18 protein-coding genes and 5 pseudogenes are annotated in these 22,879 nt (G+C 59.2%); 6 read left to right on the top strand and 17 right to left on the bottom strand.

The annotated features are described in order from the left end of the window. Nucleotides 1-51: 51 nt before the first annotated feature. From EOD15_RS05640 to EOD15_RS37335, 4 genes and pseudogenes are all read right to left on the bottom strand, one after another. Nucleotides 52-1,260 (bottom strand): beta-ketoacyl-[acyl-carrier-protein] synthase family protein, encoded by a 1,209-nt coding sequence (locus EOD15_RS05640; protein ID WP_127408338.1) that lies wholly within the window; start codon nt 1,258-1,260, stop codon nt 52-54. Next, the gene (locus EOD15_RS05635) at nt 1,261-1,542 is read right to left on the bottom strand and encodes an acyl carrier protein (RefSeq protein WP_126057635.1); all 282 of its coding nucleotides are present in this window, start codon (nt 1,540-1,542) and stop codon (nt 1,261-1,263) included. It abuts the gene before it with no gap. 1,441 nt (nt 1,543-2,983) lie between these two features. Further along, on the bottom strand, nt 2,984-3,508 hold the full coding sequence (locus tag EOD15_RS37340; protein ID WP_245265439.1) for a transposase: 525 nt from the start codon (nt 3,506-3,508) through the stop codon (nt 2,984-2,986). A 91-nt stretch (nt 3,509-3,599) separates the two neighbouring features. Continuing rightward, nucleotides 3,600-3,974: pseudogene (locus tag EOD15_RS37335) on the bottom strand (IS110 family transposase); the annotation flags it as partial. 701 nt (nt 3,975-4,675) lie between these two features. Here EOD15_RS37335 and EOD15_RS05625 point away from each other — a divergent pair. Next, a complete protein-coding gene (locus EOD15_RS05625) occupies nt 4,676-5,593 on the top strand; it encodes a LysR family transcriptional regulator (RefSeq protein WP_024505887.1) in 918 nt (305 codons plus the stop codon). Nucleotides 5,594-5,641: 48 nt separating this feature from the next. On the opposite strand, the gene EOD15_RS05620 is transcribed toward EOD15_RS05625, so the two are convergent. The 11 genes from EOD15_RS05620 to EOD15_RS05570 all read right to left on the bottom strand — a co-directional run bounded on the left by EOD15_RS05620 (nt 5,642) and on the right by EOD15_RS05570 (nt 17,557). Next, on the bottom strand, nt 5,642-6,445 hold the full coding sequence (locus EOD15_RS05620; protein WP_024505888.1) for a TIM barrel protein: 804 nt from the start codon (nt 6,443-6,445) through the stop codon (nt 5,642-5,644). Between the two features lie 164 nt (nt 6,446-6,609). Continuing rightward, nucleotides 6,610-7,671, bottom strand: a complete 1,062-nt coding sequence (locus EOD15_RS05615) for a LacI family DNA-binding transcriptional regulator (RefSeq protein ID WP_024505889.1) — start codon at nt 7,669-7,671, stop codon at nt 6,610-6,612. Between the two features lie 272 nt (nt 7,672-7,943). Beyond that, complete coding sequence (locus EOD15_RS05610; protein WP_126063813.1) at nt 7,944-9,230, bottom strand: dicarboxylate/amino acid:cation symporter; 1,287 nt, start codon at nt 9,228-9,230, stop codon at nt 7,944-7,946. A 377-nt stretch (nt 9,231-9,607) separates the two neighbouring features. Beyond that, complete coding sequence (locus EOD15_RS05605) at nt 9,608-10,369, bottom strand: sulfotransferase (protein WP_024505871.1); 762 nt, start codon at nt 10,367-10,369, stop codon at nt 9,608-9,610. 289 nt (nt 10,370-10,658) lie between these two features. Further along, complete coding sequence (locus EOD15_RS05600) at nt 10,659-11,447, bottom strand: ABC transporter permease (protein WP_029356621.1); 789 nt, start codon at nt 11,445-11,447, stop codon at nt 10,659-10,661. 3 nt (nt 11,448-11,450) lie between these two features. Next, nucleotides 11,451-12,365 carry a nodulation factor ABC transporter ATP-binding protein NodI gene (gene nodI / locus EOD15_RS05595; protein ID WP_024505873.1) on the bottom strand — a complete coding sequence of 305 codons (915 nt, stop codon included), beginning with the start codon at nt 12,363-12,365 and terminating at the stop codon, nt 11,451-11,453. 260 nt (nt 12,366-12,625) lie between these two features. Beyond that, nucleotides 12,626-13,951: a chitooligosaccharide synthase NodC gene (gene nodC / locus EOD15_RS05590; RefSeq protein WP_032899868.1), complete on the bottom strand. Its 1,326-nt coding sequence runs from the start codon at nt 13,949-13,951 to the stop codon at nt 12,626-12,628. 15 nt (nt 13,952-13,966) lie between these two features. Then, nucleotides 13,967-14,626, bottom strand: a complete 660-nt coding sequence (gene nodB, locus EOD15_RS05585) for a chitooligosaccharide deacetylase NodB (protein WP_126057632.1) — start codon at nt 14,624-14,626, stop codon at nt 13,967-13,969. After that, the gene (locus tag EOD15_RS05580; RefSeq protein WP_024505875.1) at nt 14,623-15,213 is read right to left on the bottom strand and encodes a NodA family N-acyltransferase; all 591 of its coding nucleotides are present in this window, start codon (nt 15,211-15,213) and stop codon (nt 14,623-14,625) included. The genes nodB and EOD15_RS05580 overlap by 4 nt, the downstream gene beginning before the upstream one ends. An 853-nt stretch (nt 15,214-16,066) precedes the next feature. Then, nucleotides 16,067-17,275, bottom strand: a complete 1,209-nt coding sequence (locus EOD15_RS05575; RefSeq protein ID WP_127408337.1) for a beta-ketoacyl-[acyl-carrier-protein] synthase family protein — start codon at nt 17,273-17,275, stop codon at nt 16,067-16,069. Continuing rightward, nucleotides 17,276-17,557 carry an acyl carrier protein gene (locus EOD15_RS05570; protein ID WP_126057635.1) on the bottom strand — a complete coding sequence of 94 codons (282 nt, stop codon included), beginning with the start codon at nt 17,555-17,557 and terminating at the stop codon, nt 17,276-17,278. A gap of 426 nt (nt 17,558-17,983) precedes the next feature. Here EOD15_RS05570 and EOD15_RS36585 point away from each other — a divergent pair. Beyond that, nucleotides 17,984-18,109: pseudogene (locus EOD15_RS36585) on the top strand (LysR family transcriptional regulator); the annotation flags it as partial. Nucleotides 18,110-18,213: 104 nt separating this feature from the next. Here the strand turns inward: EOD15_RS36585 and EOD15_RS05565 are convergent. Then, nucleotides 18,214-18,360, bottom strand: a pseudogene (locus tag EOD15_RS05565) (multicopper oxidase domain-containing protein); the annotation flags it as partial. Between the two features lie 993 nt (nt 18,361-19,353). Between EOD15_RS05565 and EOD15_RS35680 the strand changes: the two are divergent. Beyond that, nucleotides 19,354-19,623 carry a hypothetical protein gene (locus tag EOD15_RS35680; protein ID WP_024504272.1) on the top strand — a complete coding sequence of 90 codons (270 nt, stop codon included), beginning with the start codon at nt 19,354-19,356 and terminating at the stop codon, nt 19,621-19,623. A gap of 594 nt (nt 19,624-20,217) precedes the next feature. On the opposite strand, the gene EOD15_RS05555 is transcribed toward EOD15_RS35680, so the two are convergent. Next, a complete protein-coding gene (locus tag EOD15_RS05555) occupies nt 20,218-21,171 on the bottom strand; it encodes a TauD/TfdA family dioxygenase (RefSeq protein WP_127322137.1) in 954 nt (317 codons plus the stop codon). On the opposite strand from EOD15_RS05555, the pseudogene EOD15_RS36580 reads away from it, so the two are divergent. From EOD15_RS36580 to EOD15_RS05540, 3 genes and pseudogenes are all read left to right on the top strand, one after another. Then, nucleotides 21,086-21,271, top strand: a pseudogene (locus tag EOD15_RS36580) (pyridoxal-phosphate dependent enzyme); the annotation flags it as partial. The gene EOD15_RS05555 and the pseudogene EOD15_RS36580 overlap by 86 nt on opposite strands. Before the next feature lie 275 nt (nt 21,272-21,546). Then, a pseudogene (locus EOD15_RS05545) lies at nt 21,547-21,709 on the top strand (thioredoxin domain-containing protein); the annotation flags it as partial. A 41-nt stretch (nt 21,710-21,750) separates the two neighbouring features. After that, nucleotides 21,751-22,879 (top strand): glutamate synthase subunit beta (locus EOD15_RS05540; RefSeq protein WP_148129495.1); only part of this gene is annotated, 1,129 nt, incomplete at its 3' end.

Here is a 22,879-nt window from a genome sequence, read left to right as displayed (position 1 = left end):
CAAGCAGCTAGATACGACAGGTGACCTCAAATGAGGCGTCTTGCATGGCTTCTACACCTGCCTGAATGCCAGAACTGCGTTCGTACCGCCCATGGCGAAGGCGTTGCTCATGGCGACGCGCACCTTGCGCTCGCGCGGCACATTGGGTGTGATGTCGAGGTCGCAAGCGTGATCTGGCTCGCGATAGTTGGCGGTCAGCGGCACGACGTCCTCTTGCATTGCCATCACGCAGGCGATCATTTCAAGCGCGCTCGCTGCGCCGAGGCAATGCGCGTGCGTGGACTTGGTGGAAGAGATGGACATCGAATAAGCGTGGTTTCCAAACACACGCTTGATCGCCGCCGTTTCAGTCTGATCATTGCTTTTGGTACCGGTGCCGTGCGCGTTGAGGTAGTCGACGTCCTCGGCATTCAGCCCGGCATCGGCAAGGCAGGCGCGCATCGCCGACGCTGGCCCCTCGACAGATGGCGCGGCAATGTGGAAGGCATCGGCGGAAAGGCCGACGCCGGCGATCTCGGCAAGAATTGTGGCACCACGCCTCGTGGCATGCTCGTAGCTTTCCAGCACGGCCATGCCCGCACCCTCGCCCAGCACCAGGCCCTTCCTATCGGCGGAGAAGGGCCGGCAGGTATCGGGTGAAAGCACGCGCATTGCTTCCCATGCTTTCAGCACGCCCCATGCGAAGGGTGCGTCGCTGCCTCCGGAAACCATTACGTCGGCCCGGCCCAGCTTGATCTGGTCCACCGCCGAGGCGATCGCATGGTTGGCCGAGGCACATGCGGAGGTCACCCCGAAGACCGGCCCGCGCAAGCCGAGGCTCAAGCTAAGATGGACGGAAGCGGCGCTGGGCATCACCTTTACTCCAGTGAAGAGTTCAGCACGGATTGCGCTACCCAAAAGCAGTGAGCGGTAAGTTTGTTCTGTTGCGTATGAACCGGTAAATCCGACGCCCACTGTCGCGCCGAAGCGATGGGCATTCCCCTCGTCCCAGGAAAGTCCGGCCTGCCGCATGGCTTCGCGCGCTGCAAGCACGGCGAGCAAGCTGAAGCGGTCCATGGAGATGAGATGCCCCCGGTTGATGTCGTGCTGGGGCAGCGCCTTGATCTCAGCGCCGGTCATGCCCTCCAGGTCATGAAGCTCGGAATTGGCGATCGGGCCGATGGCGGAGCGGCCTTCGCGCATCTCTTTCCACATAGAGGCGGCGTCGGTGCCCAGTCCGCACAGGCCGCCCACTCCGGTGATAACGACGCGCCTGTCCATTCAAGCCTCCTTCGCAAGCAAGCCGCGGACGGCTTCCACGACGTCGCCGACATTCTTGAGATTGGACCAGGCATCGGCCGTGTTCATGTCGATCTTGATGCCGTAGGCCTGCTCCACATCCCAGAGGACGTCCGCCAAACCCAGCGAATCAAACCCGAGCGCGTCCAGTTCCGTGGCGATTGTTATCTCGCCGACGAATGACGTAGGCATTCCCTCACCGCTCTCCGACTCGGCGCGTTTCTTGATCAGGGCAATGACGTCCGTTGCGAATTGATCGGCCATTCTGTTTCCTGTCTTTCTTTCCCGCGTTTCGACCTGGACGCGGCTCAGTTCCTGAGGCGCGCCGCGTCGCGAAAGCCATCACGCTTGGGCAACTGACAAAGCCCAATGCTCATAAAGCCGGATCAGGTCCGGCCGGTGTGTGGCGTAGGTGCAGTATGACGATGTGAGCCGCTACACCGTGCGCGTCTCCCAGTCTGTCCATAGGCTCGGAAGAAGTCGGACCCGGTCAGTTGCAACTCCCTTTCCCAGCACTCCACTGCCCGGTAGAGCGCATGAAAAATCTCCTTTCGGGCGGTTTCTTAAGACGCTCGCCACGCCATGAGGCAGTGGGGGCATCGGTGTGCGTCAGGTGCTTCTGCCCATGCAGGATTCCAGAACATTGATGAAATCGTTTGTTTCGATGAAAGGCATCCACACTTTGGATAGTTGACCACGCGTTTCAAAGATCGTGAACTACATCTCGTCGTTGTGCTCGACGCACTCCCGACAGAGCGCAACCTCATGGGCGCGGCATGCAGGATTAACCGAGCCCAGCCGGTCATGAGTGCGGCCGGCGCTCGGCTGCTCGATTATTTGCGCGATAAGCTCGCGACCATGTCCGCGGAGGTATTCAAACTTAACGCTGCGTCCGGGAGCTCTTGCCCTCCAGTTCGCGACGCTCTCCCGCCCATCCAGTGCTCGTTTATTTCGTCGGATAGTTTGACCCGGCTCTACCGAATCGCCGCTTCAGGATCATTCTTTCCGATTTCGTCACGCTCGTATTTCTGCCGCGTCCTACACCGATTGGGCGCGAACAAAACTGAGCGCCTTGGAACCCGAACCCGTGCGTCGTGACCGGGAGCTTCCGGGGCGAACTCATCCGCTCGGGGGCATCGCATCACCGGACGGCGACAGGCACGGTCGACCGGCATCTCGGCATCGGCTGGGAATTCGTCCATGGTCTGCATTGGCGACGACGCTTCCTGAGGCCACGTAGCCCTTATGCCAAGCTGGGCGCCCGGGTCGAGCGCGTAATGACGACAATTGCTTCGCTACAGGTCAAACGCTTTCCGCGCCACCTGCAAAGTCTTCACCCGGCCGTACAGCGCCCAAGACCACTGATGTGATCGACAAGAGCCTTTTTGATAAATCTGCGCTATTCTCCTGTCGCGCACGGACGACCGCGTGGCGAAGAGCAGGGTCCGAGATGAGAGCCCTGCCGCGCAGCTTCTATCGTCGCGCCTCGTTTGCGGCATCCGTGCCTACCCTCTTCGGACCTCGTGGGTTCCAACCGGCAACGAGGCGTGCATAGGCGCCCTCGGCCTGCTCCACCCAGCGGCGCTCTTCTTCCCGGTGGCTCTTTATGTTGTAGGCGTGCGCTCCCTTTTGGCCGCGCACAGCCTTGCTCCCGGCCTTGAGTTCCACATCGCGCAAGCTTCTTGGCATGCAGGGAGGGTCGAGCCTACGCGTAACTCTCGCCCTTCTCAACAGATGACAGATCACGACAGAGAGTTTGCGTGCGGTTGCCACGGCCGCGACATGCTGTCCGCGCCGGGCTCGCACGCCGCAGGGAGAAGGCTCGCAACGGTCCGGGAGCACGAGCGGCCGCCCAGGCCGCCTCGACGAGCATGCCGCGCGCATGACCACGGCCCTGCTTGGTGATCCGCCCATGGTAGGCCGGACCTGGCCGGACTGCTGGACGCTTGGGTTCAACCCGAGATAGGTCACGAGCTTCTGCGGATCGTCGAAGCGCGACACGTCGCCGATCGCCGCCCTTCATCGCCAGCGCGACGGTGATGTCGACGCCGGGAATGGTCATCAGCCGCTTCACGCCTTCATCCTCGAGAGCCGAGCGGACAAGATCGCGTTCGATGACCTGGAGGTCTTCGCCCAATCGGTCGAACTCGCGCAGATGCCCATCGATCGCGAGGCGCTCGTCCTGCGGTACGACCTGCTCGATTACCAGGTCCGACCCTTGGCGCCGCACAGGTCGGCATGCGGGCAGGACGGATCAGGTGGCTATGAAGGATCGACTGGATGACGCTCTTCAATCGAGATCTCTGTCGGACAATCTGATTGCGCCGTGTCACCTGTCGACGCAGAGCCTGCGTCGGCTCGTCCGCAATCCAGACTTCTGGCAAGAAGCCGCTGGCATAGAGCTGCGCAAGAACGTCGGCGTCGATCGTCGTTTTGATCTTGGCATAGGCAACGATAAACACCTGTTTCGGCTTGGCGATCCCCACCTTCTTCACATGCGGCGCAACCACAGCTGCAGCGGACGTCGCGCTGCCGGTGGCCTCGATCACCCCGATATCGTTCGGCGACAGCTTCGCGGCGAACGCGGCCAGCAGATCGCGCCGCATGTCGACGCGGCCGAGTCGCCTGAGCCTGCCCTCCTCCCATGCCACTGCTTCGGCGAAGGCGCGGTGAATATCCAGTCCGATGATAAGCATGCCCGTTCCTCCTTCTTGGCTCGGTCAAAGACGGGAGCTGGCGGGCAACACGACATCTACTGATCCGCGCTCGCAGCGCATCCGGGAAAGTCGCCAGGGGCGGCCATGTAACGAGCTCGGGCTCTCAGCCCACGGTCTATTGACGGCCTGCCTGCACCTTTGTGCTCCCGGTGCCCCACGTCCCGGATGGGCTCACCATAAGGGCGTTCCAAAACAAGAACAGCAGGACGAGAAGACACCACAGATCACATACCGGATAGCGGCAAGGCCAAGCGCTTCGTTCAGATAGGCTTGCGCCAATGGGCTTAGGCCGAGCCTACAACAGCTCTCAAAAACGCTGCCGGACTGCTGCATTGGCTCGCCGATACAATTGGCACAGGCCTCACGGCAGCTTAGGATCAAACCGCCCATCAGTCGCCTCGGACTGGAAAGGTGCACCCTATTAGATTCCACGCCCAGCTAGGTCGGGGCCGCCGAAGACGCTGGTTGATAGCCCGGCGCCATCGGCCCGGCGTTTCAAACTGCCAATCTCTGACCTGCACAGTACGAACGATTGCTCGCTTCTGCAGATCACGCGGCTCATATGTCGGACCTTAACGTCATCCATCATAAACTTTTTGCGACAAAAGATTGCAAGAATGCTAAATTGTTAAAGTCGTTTGTTTCGGTTAAAGGCATCCATCCCATGGATGGCTGATGACATGCGTTTCAAAGGACTTGATCTAAATCTCCTCGTTGTGCTCGACGCACTCCTGACGGAGCGTAATCTCTCGGCGGCGGCACGCAGGATCAACCTGAGTCAGCCCGCCATGAGTGCGGCCGTCGCCCGACTGCGCGATTATTTCCGCGATGAACTGTTTACGATAAGAGGTCGCGAACGATTTCTAACCCCGCGTGCGGCAGCATTTGCCCCCGCAGTTCGCGACGCTCTCCAGCACATCCAGTGCTCGATTATTTCTTCGGATCCGTTTGACCCAGCTCGAGCCGATCGCCTCTTCAGGATCATTCTTTCCGATTTCGTCACGCTCGTGTTTTTCGAAAAGCTTGTGGAGCGTATTTCACGGGAAGCCCCCGCCGTCAGCTTCGAACTGCTGCCTGTCGACGATAGCCCCGATGAGCTTCTCCGGCGCGGTGACGTCGATTTTCTAATTCTACCGGATATGTTCACGTCGAGTGTGCATTCAAGCATTGCGCTGTTTGACGAGAAGCTCGTGTGCGTAGGCTGTCCCACAAACAAGCAGCTGCCACAGCAGCTTACATTCGAGAGATACATGTCGATGAGGCACGTCGCGGTCAGGTTCGGGCGTACGATGAAGCCGTCTATCGAGGAATGGTTTTTGCTTGAGCATGGCCTTAAGAGACGTGTCGAGGTCGCCGTGCAGGGCTTCAGCATGATTCCACCTATGGTGTCCGGCACAGCTCGTATAGCGACCATGCCCTTACGGCTGGTCAGGCATTTCGAAAAAACGTTCCCCCTGCGGGTTATCGAACTTCCGCTGCCATTTCCCACATTCACCGAGACCCTCCAATGGCCGGCCCTCCACAATAGCGATCCGGCAAGCATCTGGATGCGGGAGATAATGATACAGGAGGCATCTCGGATGGCTGCCCCGCTGTGAACCCTCGGAAAATTCAGGCGCACCTATAGTCACTACTCCTGTCACCATCTACTTTGACGACAATAGCCCTCGCCGGATAAAGTCGATGCTGGCGGCAAGTGCGCCTGCGAGATCGTCCAGAGAATGGACTTCCTCGATCAGCTCGAACGAGAAAGGTCCCGCGTAGCCGCCATCCAGCAGCGCCTGAATCTGGCTGCCATTGTCGGAACCTGCAAGAAAGCGATCGGGGTAAATCCAGAAGGTCGGGTCGTTTACGCTTGAAATGTGCACCAGGCCGGTAAGCTCGCAGAACAGGCATGTCTCCCCGGCCAGGGTGTGGTGGAACGTGTCGTGCACGAGGCGAAAGACGGACTGGCCATCAACCGCGGCAACGGCCTCGGCCGCTTCCTTCTTTGATCGAAGCGAGCAGGTTCGGAAACCCAGCGGCTCGATGAGACCGATCAGACCCCGCGACTGGAGGATTGGCTTGATCTCGTTTAGAGCGAAACGAAGATTGTCCTGGCGCTCGCTATTGGTGGGCCACGAGCTGCGGTTGGCCGGCACCAACACGAGCGTCTCTGCCCCGCACGCCGTCGCATAATCGGCGAGGTTGCTTGCCTCGGCCTGACGCGTTGGAGTCCAGTCGTTGAACCGCTGCAAGGCGTTGACAGAGATGATCGTGACGCCCGCTTCGGTAGCGGCAAACCGAACGTCCGCAGCCGGAATGCCGCGTGCGACAGGATTGCTGAAATGAGGGTAACGGATTTGGACGTCGGTCAGGCCTTGGTCACGGGCAAGCGCGAAAAGCGCACTGACGTCAAGGCGGGGCGCCGCCATGTGATCGAGTGCAAAGCGGGGCGATACCTGGCGCATTGCTTGACTTTCCTTCCATGAAGCGCGGCTGCCATTTCGGCATCCGGCTTCTTTCAAGACGGAACCACGCCGGTTCACAGATCGGACAGAGACGGCCGAGTCAATCGAGCTTTCCTTTCATCGGTGAAAGGAAAATGGGCGCTCATGATAGAAATCCATCAAGGTCAAATATTTTCCGGAAGATAAATGTCGAACGGCAGAAATGTCTGCCCCGGGCTCTCCGCGACGCCGGCTTTGATGGCCCGCTCCATTGCCATTATCAGCTCCTGGCAAAGTCGGCGCATTGGCGTGCCGACCGCCATCGTCAAGATGTCATCCGCAAGCGCCCCACGTGACTGCGGCGTCATTTCACTCACGATCGCGACGAGATCCTGACCGCTCCCCTCTTCTCGGAGCGCGGAAATTGCTCCCTCTATACCCCCGCCGGCCATATAGAAGCCGACGAGCTCTGGTTCCCGCTGCATAAGATCCAGCAATTTTTCGTAAGTGAGCTGCCGTTCATCAAGGTTCACGAGCGGATCAAGCACCTCGAATTTGGGCGCGTTCTCACGAAAATAGGCACGAAAGGCCGTTTCCCGCGTCGCATGCGCCTGGAAGCGATGGCTTCCGACAAACACCGCCACCTTGCCGGGCCGTTTTGCGGCCTTGGAAAACACCCAAGCGGCAGTCCGTCCGACCTTGCTGTTGTTGAGGCCGATGTAGCCCTCGCGCACGCCATCGGCGAAGTCGGATAACAGCGAAAATACCGGGATACCTTTCGCCTTGAGCTCCTCGACTGATGCTGTGATTTTCGGGTGATCGGCCGCCACCATGGCGATCGCCTGGCAGCGGCTTCCAAGGTCCTTAAGAAGCGGGAGCAGGTCACGCGGCAAATGTGACTGCGCGAACTCGATGATCGGAAGGCCGTGGAAGGATTTAGCCATACTGACCGACTCTTCAATATTGCGAGCGAAATCTTGGTAAAAATCGTGGGCAGGTTTTCTCAAGATGAAGCCCAGCTTGTAGTGCGGCAGGTGCTGCTGCAAGCGCTGTTTGATGAGACCGGCAGCATGATAGCCGATCGCGTGCGCGGCCGCATGGACCCGCTGGGCGGTCTCCTCTCGCACCGGAAGGCGGACGTTCAGAACCCGATCGACTGTTGCTACGCTGACTCCGGCTTCGCGGGCGAGATCGGCAATTGTGACGCGCTTTCCCCTAGCGATTCTGATCGGCCGGTCCTCCGTCATCCGGTGCGATCCCGCGACGGCTTGGGGCGGCAAGCTGAAATAGTTACCACACCCCACGGTTGATAACGCATTCGACGAACAGCGCTCCATGCGGACCCAGATGAGTTTCCGTGAACCGTTCGTTTGCTTAGGGGCTTCATGGTGTTGTATTACTCTCCGCGTTAGTACACTATTTCCAGCGCTCTTTGGAGGCCGGCAATTCGACTGCTGTGAAGGCCGTGACTTACACGTCGCGCTATTGCTTGCTTGCGGGGAGCCCGTTTGATGTAACCCTAACCGCGGAAAGCGGCTTCCATCCGGGACTGGTCCAATTCGCCTTCCCAGCGAGCGACAACGAGCGATGCCACCGCATTACCGACTAAATTCGTCAGCGCGCGGCATTCCGACATGAAGCGGTCCACGCCAAGAATTAGAGCCATTCCGGCAACGGGAACACTCGGCACGACAGACAGAGTAGCGGCCAATGTGATGAAGCCGGCGCCGGTGACGCCTGCCGCACCCTTCGAGGAAAGCATCGCAATTAGCAGCAGGAGGATCTGATCGGCAATTGACAAATCTGTGTTCGTCGCCTGCGCGATGAAGAGGGCGGCGATCGTCATGTAGATATTGGTGCCGTCCAGATTGAATGAGTATCCAGTAGGGATGACGAGACTTACGACCGAACGCGCGGCGCCGGCCTTCTCCATCTTCTCCATGAGCGAGGGCAGCGCGGCCTCCGAGGAGGACGTTGCCAGGACAAGCAGCAGCTCGTCCTTGATGTAGCGGACAAGAGAAAAGATCGAGAAGCCGTTGCAGCGGCAGACCACGCCGAGAACCCCGAACACGAAGAGGAAGGCGGTCAGATAGAACGTCGCGACCAGTATCGCGAGGTTGGCCACCGAACCGATTCCGTATTTGCCGATCGTAAAGGCCATAGCGCCGAAGGCGCCGATGGGTGCAGCCTTCATGAGAATGCCGACGAGCTTAAAAATGGGGGCGGTGAGCGCCTGGAGAAAGGTAACGACCGGCCTGCTCGTCTCTCCGGTCATCGCCAGAGCAATGCCGAACAAGACCGAGAAGAACAAGACTTGCAGGATGTCGCCTTCCGCGAAGGCACTGGCAATCGTTGACGGGATGATGTTCATCAGGAAGCTGGTCACGGACTGCTCGTGAGCCGTGGCCACATAGCCCTTAACGGCTTCGACATCGAGCGAGGCCGGATCGATGTTGAGGCCGGCGCCAGGCTGAACGATATTCGCGACAATCAGCCCGACAACGAGTGCAAGCGTCGAGAAGGTAAGGAAATAAACCATCGCCTTGGCGGCAACTCGGCCGACCTTCTGCAGATCGCTCATGCCGGCAATGCCGGTCGCAATTGTCAGGAAGATGACAGGTGCGATAATCATCTTGATGACTTTGATGAAGGCATCGCCGAGCGGCTTCAGGCTTTGGCCGGTTTCCGGATAGAGGTAGCCAATTGCGGCTCCAAGGACCATGGCGGCAAGTACCTGCACGTAGGTCCGGGCAAAATGGCGCTTGCGGGGCGCTGCGATCGCGCGGGGGACTCTTGGAACCAACATCGTTTCTCTCTCCCTGACCGGATCGGGGTGGGGGCTCCTCCTTCTCCCATGCTGCGCTCCGGTCGAGCGCTGCTGTCATCTCGGAGCAAGCGCCGTGCCAACTGGACGCCTGTCCCGTCCAGCGAGATTGGTGCAGTTGCGCACTGGAACCCTCCACCTTGCCGGAATTCTGCACTCGAGGCTCGCCAAAGATCGCGTCTGAGGAAGTGCTTCATCAGAGAGGGAATTGACCAGGTCGCCTTGCGCCCGTGCCCTTTGATGTTCGCCGCAGATCGACTGCCGGTTGCCTTGGTGACTTTGGTTTGTCAGTTTTGGAACGGAATGCGCGCAAACTGCAGGATATCCTACACGCCCATCAGAGCACGCGGTACAAGCGATTAAGCGTAGGAGCGCATTGAATCTCCGAGGTCAAAAAATCTTGAATAAGGTCCGCGTGCGAAGTGAATCCGCAACTCGTCAAAGTTCTCCACCGTTTGATCAAGCGGTCGCGTTTCCTGGCGCTGCAAGATGGCGTTATCTGATGGCTCAAGCGCTGGAACGCCCAGGAAATCCCAAACCGCTCCCAAGCATTGGGCAGGTTCGTGAAGTAGGCTCTCGTATTCCATTACAAGCAGGTTGGTCGACGTGAAGGAGTCCATAACGCGAGCGTGAAAGTCGTCGGCGGCTTTGAAATAAGCCTCACAGTCGGCGATTGACAACCTGACGCTCGGTGGCCGAGCGGTATCGTTGTCCGAGCTGAACTTCAGCCACTGACCGCTTTCCCTGGCCTGCACAAAGGATCGGAGCGATTCCAATACGTTTCGGCGAACAACGAGGATGACCTTGAGTGCTGGCCAACGAGCTAATTCCGCAAAGAATGCTGGACGCTCGCGAAACTGAGGTTCATTGATCTTGCAGCCAAGATGCGTCACATTCTTGTAGTCGCGCATAGGGCAGCGCACATAGGCAAGCTCAAGAAGCTCGCGATCCGTGCCTAGCAGGCGATCCGTGCTGGGCCAATTGGGATCATATTCGTTTAGCAACTCACCGTTACTCAGAACGGTCGGATGCTCGTTTAGCAATTCTTCTAAATAGTGTGTTCCGGTCCTTGGCATAGCAAGGATCACAAAAGGCTCAGGAGTTGGTTCGTTGTGGGTCATTGCATGTGTATCCAACTAAATAATGGCCGCGACGGTCTGGGGACGCGCACAAGAAGCTTGGCTGCTATCGCTTGAACGCTCCGGGTGGGTCCGCGCGCCTCACCACCCAGCCTGTACTCCGAGGTGTGGTCGCGAAGATGGGCGCGTGCCTGCAGCGGCTGGGTGGCGCCCGGCTTCGGCGTTGTTGTACCACTCGCGATTCCTGGCACACGCATGCCTCCGGGCCGCTGGGGGCAGTTTGCAATCCGGCATTGCGGACCTCCTTCTCGTTGATGGGCGTAGGTAAGCGTCAACGCATTAGTCGTCGATGAAACAGTCCAGCCGACAGAAAAAAAGGCAATACAGCGAACATGCAAAGTGCGCCTATATGCAGCCCTACATTGTCGCCCAGGCGGCCGAGCATCACCGGACGGATTAGATCGATAGAATTCGCCAGCGGCGAGAAGGCCGCAATCTGCTGAAACACTCCTGGCAATTGGCCGACTGGAAAAACCGCGCCCGAAAGGAACAGCATGGGTGTGATGACAAGCGTCTGATAGAAAATAAAATAGTGATAACTGGGCGCGAGCGCGATGACGAGCATGGCCAGGCTCGCAAAGGCGAACCCGGTGAGAGCGATGACCGGCAGCACGTAGAGAACCGACGTCCACGCGGCATAACCTAGCGCGGCGGCAACAATCGCAATTGTCGTACCGGCCAGAAAGGCCTTTGTGGCTGCCCAGGTCAATTCACCGAGAACGATGTCGCCGAGGGTAAGTTGTGTGTGCAGGATTGCTTCCCAAGTGCCCTGATCGCGCATTCGACCGAAAACCGCGTAAATTGTTTCGAAGGTTGATGCTGTCATCGCGCTCGTCGCAACCATGCCGGCTGCCAGAAAGGCGATGTAGGATGCACCTTCGATGCGGCCTACCAACAGTCCAAGGCCAGTGCCGAGCCCGAAAAGGTAAATCATCGGATCAGCAAGGGTGCCGAGCATTGAAGCAAATGCCACCTTCTTCCATGCCAGATGATTGCGGCGCCACACCGCGATCCAGTTCCAGGCGTTGGCGGGTAGAGCGGCCGCAAAACGTTCACCCATTGCTCACTTCTCCATCTCACGTCCGGTTAACCTCAAGAAAACGTCCTCCAGACTGGGTGGACGCTCTAGAATACGCAGACCCGCTCGACCGCGAAGCTGGATGCGCACATCCTCCGGCTCAGGCGCATAGCAAAAGAGCGTCTCGCCGCTTACCTCGACACGCTGAACGTACGGTCTGATCAGCGAAATCAGCTCCTGTGGATTGCCGCCGAAGATCTCGATCACGTTGCACCCAATGTACTCGTCGATCAGCGCATGAGGACTGCCCTCGGCGATCTTGCGTCCCCGCTCGAGAACACACAGCCGATCACAAAGCCGCTCAGCCTCTTCCATGAAATGGGTGGTCAAAATGATCGTTTTTCCGCTCGCCAGCAGGAAACGAAGTCGCTCCCAGATCAGATGGCGGGCATGCGGGTCGAGGCCGGTCGTGGGCTCATCCATCACAAGCAACTGGGGGTCGTTGATCAGAGCACGTGCCAGCGTCAGGCGCCGCTTCATCCCGCCGGATAGCAGGCCGACACGTGAATCCGCCTTGCTCTCAAGGCGAGCGAACTCGAGGAGCCGTGGGATGACGGCGTTGATCTCTCTTGTACTCATGCCGAAGTAGCGCCCGAACACCAACAGGTTCTCGCGTACCGTAAATTCCAGGTCGAGATTGTCGAACTGCGGGACCACGCCTATGCCCTTGCGGGCCAAGCGGCTGCGTGCCGGCACTGGTAGACCGAGGACTGTTATATCACCCGCGTCAGGCCGGGTCATACCGAGGAGCATACGCGCAATCGTGCTCTTGCCTGCGCCGTTCGGCCCCAGCAGACCGAAGCACTCTCCCGATGCAACGGTGAAGGACAGCCCGTCCACAACGAGCTTGTTTCCGAATAATTTGGTTACGCCGGTAAGGTCGATTGCTACATTGGACATGCGTCTATCTCAAGCGGAATGAGTCCGATTGGCCACCGGCAGCTTACTTGCGAATTCTGGTTCAGAGCAGGCCACCGCCTTGAGATGGCACCTTTGGAAAGTCGCGGCCGGAGCGACGCGTGTATCGCTTCCGCCAAAGAATAACGTCAAGATGCCACGTGTCGCTTCCAGATAGTTCCCGTTCTGACCATAGGTAACTCGAAAGCTTCACCCCGTGTCGACTGACACAACTTACTCGGTCACTCGGCGCTGCAAGGCCGTCAGACTTCACCAGCTGTGAGCGAAAGATCTGCAGTATGAAGTGACTCCGCAATTCCAGAATTGCCCGCAGCATTTGCTCCGGCAAGCGGCATCGCGCTTGTGATTTCCTTTGTGCTCCTGTTGGGCAGGGGAACACTTTTACGCGACAGCCAATCGCTATTGCTCAATGTACACAGGGCGTAAGCCTTCAAGGGGATCAACAGGAATATCCTGATTAACGCGTGCATTGAATAGCCGATGAATCGAAGCTGCCGAGTGCGGAAAGATAACACCGTAGATCTGATTATGGTCATCGTGACAATAGCCAGCACCGTCCACCAATTTACTGTATGTGAAAATAGTAGCTCACCGAGCGCCGTTACTACCGCGATGCCGAGCAACAATGGGCCGAGATTCTCTCCCATCACATCCAAAGTTAGATAGCGATCCAGGCCACGCAGTAGACCTCGCGCAAGCATCGTGTCCCGGAAGGTGCTTCGTGCCCAGCGGAGTTGTTGGCGCAAATAAGGTCCCATCTTGTCCGGAACGACTGTCGCCGCGACGGCACCTGGAACGTACTCGGTTCGAAAGCCTGCTTTCAGCATGAGGATCGTAAGATGACGGTCTTCACCGAAGTCGCTTGGTTTCCCCCTGAACAGCTGCGTCTCGTATTGATCCAGCAGAGAAAGGAGACAAGACCGGCGGTACATTGCACATGGGCCGCAGCAGCACATGACCGCACCAAAGCGACCTTGCGCCGCGCGCTCCTCATTGCAAGCCAGCCAGTATTCCATATCGATCAATCGGGTCAACCAAGTGTCGCTGCGGTTGTATGCCGTCAGCTGGCCCATGGCCGCTCCGACCATGGAATCCCGCATTTTTACTGCAAGCTTTGTGATGACGTCGGACGCAAGTGTCGTGTCAGAGTCGACGCTGAGCACGAAATCTCCAGATGAGCGGCGGATGGCGGCGATCTGCGCCTTGCGTTTGCCAACATTCTCGCGGAGCAGAATGAAATTGAATCTCGGGTCGCCCTCGTAGGCGTGATGTACCGGGATGACGGCATTACGATTTCCAGAACCGTCGTCAACCAGATAGACCTGAAATGTTCCGGCGTAATCTTGATTTGCAATGGAAGCTAAACACGCCGCGAGTGTGCGCGGGTCCTCATTGTAGCAGGGGATAATGACATCCACGCTCGGCCAACGGTCGGATCCGAACAAGCTTTCCGACGGCGGCGTAACATTTTCCGGTTGGGAGTAGACCGCTTGCATGCCTCTGTAAACAGTCGAGAGCACCGCATAAGACGAAACGGCAACAGTACTGGCTGTGGTGAGAAGGTCCATAGGATCTCTGTTTGTTCAGGGGTGTTGAGGAAGTGATCGGATTACAAATCCGCGGCCGTGCAATTCTGGAATTAGGCGTGACAACGCTGTCACCGTCTGGTCGCGCAGACTGGCTTGATTGCCTGGTTGCAATTCGTCGGGAGCGCACCCGTCGTGCAACAGCACGATTGCGCCCGGCCGGATATCGGCGAGCACTCTGTCGACGATGGCGTCAACGCCGGGGCGAGACCAGTCGCGTGGATCAATGGACCAATGGACGGGCGCCAATGCCGCACCCGCTGATGCAGCGATTACTTCTTCGGTCCAGATGCCATACGGTGCACGAAAGTACCGAACCATGGCCTGCGGGCAAGCCATCCCTATGACTCTGTTTGCCTCAACTATCTGGCAGTCGACTTCGACGGACCCGCATTTGGCCAGGTCCGGATGAGTCATCGTGTGGTTGGCTATACCGTGCCCGTCTGTAATAATTCGGCGAACGAGTTCCGGCTCGTCGGCCGCGTAGGCCCCAACAACGAAGAAGGTCGCCGTCACCTGATGTTGCGCCAGCACATTGAGTATCTGCGGTGTGAAAAATGAATTGGGACCATCGTCAAACGTCAGATAGACGCTGCGCTCTGCAGTGCCATCGGCATTGTCACTCTGCCCTTCGCATATGTAGTCCAGAGGCTTCATAGTTCCGGACCGTTCCGGTCGATCAGGGTACCGGACGGCCACTCGTCCATCGAGCGTCCGATCGGCGAAACCAACACGAGTACGTCTTCCAGGCGCGTGGGCGGCAGGTCGGGATGCACATCTGGACGGGTCGATCGTACGCGAACGCCCGACACAATGTTCGCGAGGCCGGCTCTGCAGAATCTTTCGACATGGTTTCGCAGCGCGTGCCGAACCGTGCCGAAAGCGAATGGAACACCCAACTGATGGAGCACTGGGTACGCCACGCGCATCGAAAAACCGATTCCGAGCCCTTCAAGATCCGGACGAACCGCGTACAGGCCCAATTCAGCGACGATCAAGTCGACCTCGCCAACTTTGATGAAGCGCCGCAGCATGCCGATGTGAGCCGCTACCCCATGCGCGTCGTAGCCGATTGCGCGGAATTCCGGCCTCGCGCCGGCCCAACTGCGGCCGCCTTCGAATGGCTCCGCGTTGAAGGCGCCAGTCCGTCCATAGGTCTTTCGAAAAAAGTCGGAGAGTTCGACATGGTCGGCCAGTTGCAGCTCATTTTCCCAGCACAACTTCCAATCGACATTCGGGCGCATGGAAGACCTCACCTTGGAGCTGTCTGGTTGAGATAAATGTCCAAGCATTGGTTAAATAATTGGCATCGCACCAACGGGGCGTAACTTGTGGAGACCGCCGAAAGACCAAGCCGTAATGCAGATGCGACTGACTTTGTGCGCCCCGCACACCAGATGATGCTCCTCGGATCCAACGCAACCATGGGAACTACCTATCTTTCCAACTTGAAGCGCCTCTATGGGACCTGCAGCAAAAACGGTAAAATCCTTTGTTTAGATGAAAGGTATCCACGCTTTGGATAACTGGGCGAATGCGTTCCATATGGCTGGTCAATTATCGTCGTCACGCTCGAGGCACTTCTGACGAAGCGCAAAGCTCACGCCCGCGGCACGCGCGGCCGTTGCCGGGCCGCGCGATTATCTCCGTAAGAGCCGAGCGGAGCTCAGACACGACGATTGATCAGAATCTGATTCGCGGGTTCAGTATCTCTTTCGTGTATCCAGCTCTGGGCTGTCCTTTGGCGGGAGTTAGGTTCGCCCAGGTTCTGAGCCTGGGGCGTCGGCCCGTTCGCCGCACAGGCTCCTTCGCACACCGTCGAGGCCGAGAAAGAGGGGGCCACACAGCTCCCCCTGTACTTTCCACCACCCGACACCAGCGCTCACCCAGGGCGCCGGCCTTGCTCACCTCAACGGATAGCGCACTCGCGCCGCTTCACGATTAAAAGAATTCTACAAGCAGATGCCTGTTTGATCGTGAGACGTCCGCTGCCAATTCCCGCATCGCAGAGGCAGCCAATAGCGCTCGCTTCACATAGTGGTCCGGCAAGCAGCTAGATACGACAGGTGACCTCAAATGAGGCGTCTTGCATGGCTTCTACACCTGCCTGAATGCCAGAACTGCGTTCGTACCGCCCATGGCGAAGGCGTTGCTCATGGCGACGCGCACCTTGCGCTCGCGCGGCACATTGGGTGTGATGTCGAGGTCGCAAGCGGGATCTGGCTCGCGATAGTTGGCGGTCGGCGGCACGACGTCCTCTTGCATTGCCATCACGCAGGCGATCATTTCAAGCGCGCTCGCTGCGCCGAGGCAATGGGCGTGCGTGGACTGGGTGGAAGAGATGGACATCGAATAAGCGTGTTTTCCAAACACACGCTTGATCGCCGCCGTTTCAGTCTGATCATTGCTTTTGGTACCGGTGCCGTGCGCGTTGAGGTAGTCGACGTCCTCGGCATTCAGCCCGGCATCGGCAAGGCAGGCGCGCATCGCCGACGCTGGCCCCTCGACAGATGGCGCGGCAATGTGGAAGGCATCGGCGGAAAGGCCGACGCCGGCGATCTCGGCAAGAATTGTGGCACCACGCCTCGTGGCATGCTCGTAGCTTTCCAGCACGGCCATGCCCGCACCCTCGCCCAGCACCAGGCCCTTCCTATCGGCGGAGAAGGGCCGGCAGGTATCGGGTGAAAGCACGCGCATTGCTTCCCATGCTTTCAGCACGCCCCATGCGAAGGGTGCGTCGCTGCCTCCGGAAACCATTACGTCGGCCCGGCCCAGCTTGATCTGGTCCACCGCCGAGGCGATCGCATGGTTGGCCGAGGCACATGCGGAGGTCACCCCGAAGACCGGCCCGCGCAAGCCGAGGCTCAAGCTAAGATGGACGGAAGCGGCGCTGGGCATCACCTTTACTCCAGTGAAGAGTTCAGCACGGATTGCGCTACCCAAAAGCAGTGAGCGGTAAGTTTGTTCTGTTGCGTATGAACCGGTAAATCCGACGCCCACTGTCGCGCCGAAGCGATGGGCATTCCCCTCGTCCCAGGAAAGTCCGGCCTGCCGCATGGCTTCGCGCGCTGCAAGCACGGCGAGCAAGCTGAAGCGGTCCATGGAGATGAGATGCCCCCGGTTGATGTCGTGCTGGGGCAGCGCCTTGATCTCAGCGCCGGTCATGCCCTCCAGGTCATGAAGCTCGGAATTGGCGATCGGGCCGATGGCGGAGCGGCCTTCGCGCATCTCTTTCCACATAGAGGCGGCGTCGGTGCCCAGTCCGCACAGGCCGCCCACTCCGGTGATAACGACGCGCCTGTCCATTCAAGCCTCCTTCGCAAGCAAGCCGCGGACGGCTTCCACGACGTCGCCGACATTCTTGAGATTGGACCAGGCATCGGCCGTGTTCATGTCGATCTTGATGCCGTAGGCCTGCTCCACATCCCAGAGGACGTCCGCCAAACCCAGCGAATCAAACCCGAGCGCGTCCAGTTCCGTGGCGATTGTTATCTCGCCGACGAATGACGTAGGCATTCCCTCACCGCTCTCCGACTCGGCGCGTTTCTTGATCAGGGCAATGACGTCCGTTGCGAATTGATCGGCCATTCTGTTTCCTGTCTTTCTTTCCCGCGTTTCGACCTGGACGCGGCTCAGTTCCTGAGGCGCGCCGCGTCGCGAAAGCCATCACGCTTGGGCAACTGACAAAGCCCAATGCTCATAAAGCCGGATCAGGTCCGGCCGGTGTGTGGCGTAGGTGCAGTATGACGATGTGAGCCGCTACACCGTGCGCGTCTCCCAGTCTGTCCATAGGCTCGGAAGAAGTCGGACCCGGTCAGTTGCAACTCCCTTTCCCAGCACTCCACTGCCCGGTAGAGCGCATGAAAAATCTCCTTTCGGGCGGTTTCTTAAGACGCTCGCCACGCCATGAGGCAGTGGGGGCATCGGTGTGCGTCAGGTGCTTCTGCCCATGCAGGATTCCAGAACATTGATGAAATCGTTTGTTTCGATGAAAGGCATCCACACTTTGGATAGTTGACCACGCGTTTCAAAGATCGTGAACTACATCTCGTCGTTGTGCTCGACGCACTCCCGACAGAGCGCAACCTCATGGGCGCGGCATGCAGGATTAACCGAGCCCAGCCGGTCATGAGTGCGGCCGGCCGGGTCGGGCGATAGGCAGTCATGCCCTGCCCTTCCTGCGGGTCAAGCACTCCGAAAAAACATTTCCCCCATAAATGCTAGATCTTCCGTTGCCTTTTCGCGGGCTTCTGCGTGAGGTGAGGCACGCCATCCATGGCATGTGGCACACGCACGCGATGCCAGTGCACGGTCGTTTTCTCGGCAAGGCCGTTCTCTACCTCGACCCGCACGCGCTCGCCCTGACGGACCCGGATTTCCGGGCCTGGAACGGGCCTTCGGCGCGCAATCGAGCCCGGTTCACCCGGCCCAATGGCGTCCACTTTGGGGGCGCATGCACTGCAGACCCGCTGGACCTGATCCGGGAGAGGATGGGCGCGGCGATTGGAATAGCTATGAAAGCGCATCGGACCGTGGAACTGCGCGCGCAGACTTTCGGAGGAAGGCTCGCTTTTAAACGTTATCGTGCAACTCTGACCGTTCTTCGCCTTGGCGGGTGCCGCGGAAGAATCCCGGGTTCTGCGAGCGCTGCGAGAACACCTGCGGTCGATCCTGTACCACAATCTCGCGAAGCTCGATGCTCTCTACAAACGATGTCTTGGATTCTCACGCCCTTATTTCAGCACTTCGCTCGCTTGCCCGACTCGGCCGCGGTCAGCCTTCACCGCCAATTTTATTGGCGCAGCGACGTTCCTATCGGTTCAGGCGAAGCTTCTTGAACCTGCCGCTCTCTCGTTGCCCTGGCACGATTAATCGTCCTCTCAGTCTGTCATTGGCGGAGTCGCTCCTGAGGCGCGCGCCGGCGAGTTCGAGGAGCGCGTGGCTATCTCCTCGGTCCAGCCGGATTCCGCTGCGCGCTCAGCCAATTCCTGGAAGGCCGATTCCAAGGCGAGCTGGCATTGAAGGCCGCGGTCCGGATGGTCGACTAGCTTGGTTCCACGATCGCAATGCTTGATCGCTTCATTGCAGGCCATGGGCTCTCGCCCTCTCCTTTTGCCACACGAGGCGCCAGCTCACGTGTTGTGCGCCCCGGCAACCGCTTTCACCAGCCGCTCCAGCGATCCCGCGCGCTCCAGCTCCGCAAAGAATGATGCGGCGTGACGCTACCCAGCCGGTGCTTCTCGGCCATTTGCACACATAGGGATAGTCGACCATGAAATCGGACCGAGGCGAGGCGTTGGACGTTTCAGTCTTGGTCTGAATGCGCCGCCCACGAGCCGATCGGCCTTCTCGATGATTTGGCGCACCCTCGTTGTCGACAAGCCATGTTCCTGAGCCAGGTCGGCGAAACTCTTGCCCTTCAGAAAGCCGTCGACCAGGGCTATGTTCCTATCGACGGTCGGCTAAATCCCAGCAGGCGCGCGCAGTTTTCCGGCATCATTCCGTTTGTTCATCCGCTTGTCCGCGCCCCCTGCAAATCCTACCGGGCCAAATCGGTGCTTGGAAGACCCACTCATGTCATGGCCTCGGGAAAGTACAAGGCCGACGGTTATGTGAATACGAAAGATGCTGGCGATCACCATGATCGTTGGTGACCGCTGACCTCCCCAATGTCGGCTTCGACGGCACACCGGGAGCTCTCGGCAATGTTGAATAATTCCGTTTGAAGATGGTTGACTTCGTCGTCGAGGCTCGATCCATCAGGATCGGTATCGACGATTCTATATTTGAGAAACCCAAATTCGTTTGACTCGCGCAATTCGCTGTACGGCGTATCATCGCAAGCGCGGGATTCCGACATCCTGCGAAGTGCCCGCGTTGCTGGAATCGATTTTGCGGAAGTAAAAAGGCCCCGGCGCTGGGTCGGCGCGCAGGGCCTTCAGGCATGTACGAGCTACCAGCATGTCCAGTTATGATCGTGCGCTATCATAATGAACAAACGGTGAATGATCGCTATCCGAGGTGCAGGGCGGGCGAGATGGTGGGGCGGTGGGGGACCTGTACCGCTGCAGCGGGGCCACGAGCAGCGACTCGAGCCATGCGCCACGCTGCAGGACCTCGATTTCGGGCCAAGCCTCGAGCCCGCAACTCGCCTTGCTTCTCGGAAATCATAAGGCTTTGTGGGGCGGTTAAGCAGCGCGATATGGCCGCGGCGATACGAAGTTTTCATCTTTACCCTGTTCAGACGGTCAGGCTGCCTTCGCCGCCGGCTTGGCTGCCTTGACATGGGTTATACTGCGGCGACCGTCGACGCCGATCGGAACGTCACCGTCAACCGTAGCGCGACGCACAACCCGGTGCTGGTCGCCATAGTCGTTGACCGCATAATGCTGGTTAGCACGGTTGTCCCAGATAGCGACGTCGCCTACTTGCCAGCGCCACCGCACGGTATTTTCCGGGGCAGTGACGTAGGACTGGAACACCTCGTAGAGTTTGGCGGAATCGCTCTTGGAAAGGCCGACGAGGCGCTGCACGAAATTGCCGAGCAGCAGCGACTTCTCCCCGGTTTCCGGATGGACGCGCACGACCGGATGCTCGGTCTCGTAGATCGTCGATGTGAAAACTTCCTCGAAGTGCTTCTTCTCTTCGGCTGTGGCGCGCGGGCGCACGGCTGCGTAGTCGTAGGCATTGCTATGAATAGCCCACAGATTGTCCGCCAATATTTTGAGCGGCGCCGGCAGATTCTCGTACGCGGCGTGCGTGTTGGACCAGATCGTGTCGCCCCCCGCCGCCGGAATGACGACGCCACGTAGGACCGAGAATTTCGGATAGGCATCGACGAAAGTCACATCGGTATGCCACTGGTCTGGCCTGCCACCGCCACGGCCGGAATCGAGATTGAGGATTGAGGCCGTGCCGGCTGCCGGCCCCTGCGTGGGATGAGGTACAAGGTTACCCAGACGCCGCGCGAACAATTCCTGCTCCGCATCGTCGAGATGCTCCTGGCCGCGGAAGAAGATCACCTTGTGTTTTAGAAGAAGCTGGTTGATGGCTGCTATCGCTGCGTCCGAAAGGTCTCCACCAAGGCGAACGCCTCTGATTTCAGCTCCAACACGGCTGGTCAGCGGTACAACGTCGGAGTCAGGAATTCTCTTCGTCAAGCTCGAAAGCCAAAATCCCGGCGGATCGATCAAGGATCGCATTGCGTTGTCGATGATCGTTAATGCCGAACAGCGTGGCCAGCTCGCGCCGGGCGGTACAATCATCGAAGCGACCGCTGGCAACACAGGGCTCGGCCTGGCCTGGCGGCACGAAGCGCGTGATCGCGTGTCCAAAAGCTGACAGCGTCAGACAAATGTCAGGTTCATTACAACCAACATCTGGGCACTGACGAGGTTTTTCGAAGCAATGGGCGCTAACTGCGCGCTGAGCGCGTTGGCATGGCTTTTGAGACTGAGTGACTGTGACTGCACTTAATGGGGCAAGACGAGCGATGCGCTCCTCCCTGAACCCGTGTGCCGTCTCTGAGAGGAAACCAGCTCGTGCAGAAACCTTTGGAAATAGCTTTGGACCGCAACGTGGTATTGCAGATGGAGTCCCCGGCTCCTTCGATTAGAGTCGAGAACTGGCTGCATGGCGAGCCCCTCACGAGCTTTGAGCCCGGCAAGTGTACATAGTCGAATTTTGGGCAACTTGGTGCGGCCCATGTGGGACGGGATGCCCCATCTGATCCAGCTGCAGGGCGTCGCCAGGCGCGCCATCTGGACAGCAGGAGCTGGACTATGGGCAAGGTAACAGGCTTTCTCGAAATCGACCGGCAGGTGCACAAGTACCAGCCGGCCTCCGACCGCATCCGGCATTTCCGTGAATTCACGCTGCCGATGTCGGACAAGGAGGTCGAGAAACAGGCCGCGCGCTGCATGGATTGCGGCATTCCGTTCTGCCACGGGCCAACGGGCTGTCCCATCCACAACCAGATCCCGGACTGGAACGACCTCGTCTACAATGGCGACTGGGACAATGCGATCCGCAACCTGCATTCGACCAACAATTTCCCGGAATTCACCGGCCGCATCTGCCCCGCACCTTGCGAGGAAGCCTGCACGCTGAACCTCGAGGACATTCCCGTCGCCATCAAGACGGTCGAGCAGGCGATCGCCGACAAGGCTTACGAGACCGGCCATATCAGGCCCTATCCGCCGGAGAAGAAGACCGGCAAGCGCGTCGCCGTCATCGGCTCCGGCCCGGCCGGCATGTCGGCTGCCCAGCAGCTCGGCCGCGCCGGCCACGACGTCCATGTCTATGAGCGCGAGAGCCGGCCCGGCGGGCTGATGCGTTACGGTATTCCCGACTTCAAGATCGAGAAGCACTATATCGACCGGCGCATCGAGCAGATGCAGGGCGAGGGCGTCACCTTCCATTGCGGCGTCAATGTCGGCGTCGACAAGCCTGTTGCCGAGCTGCTCGCCGAACATGACGCCGTACTTTATTGCGGCGGTTCCGAAACGCCGCGCGCGGCCGGCATTCCCGGCGACGATCTCGGCGGCGTGCATGACGCGATGCCCTATCTGGTGCAGCAGAACAGGCGTGTCGGCGGCGAACCGATCCAGTCGGTGGCGTGGCCGTCGCATCCGATCCTCGCCGGCGGTCAGCATGTCGTCGTCGTCGGCGGCGGCGATACCGCGTCCGACTGCGTCGGCACCGCCTTCCGCCAGGGCGCGGTCCGCGTCACCCAGCTCGACATCCGTCCGCAGCCGCCGGAAAAGGAAGACAAGCTTTCGGTCTGGCCCTACTGGGCGACCAAGATGCGCACCTCGTCCTCGCAGGCCGAAGGCGCCGAGCGCGAGTTTCAGGTGGCGACGCTCGAGTTCATCGGCGAAGACGGCCAGCTGACCGGGGTCAAATGCTGCG

The sequence above is a fragment of the Mesorhizobium sp. M7A.T.Ca.US.000.02.2.1 genome, from assembly GCF_003996995.1.
GTDB lineage: Bacteria > Pseudomonadota > Alphaproteobacteria > Rhizobiales > Rhizobiaceae > Mesorhizobium.
The sequence above is the reverse complement of the archived record's forward strand: the minus strand, read 5'-3'. Positions and strand labels throughout refer to the sequence as shown.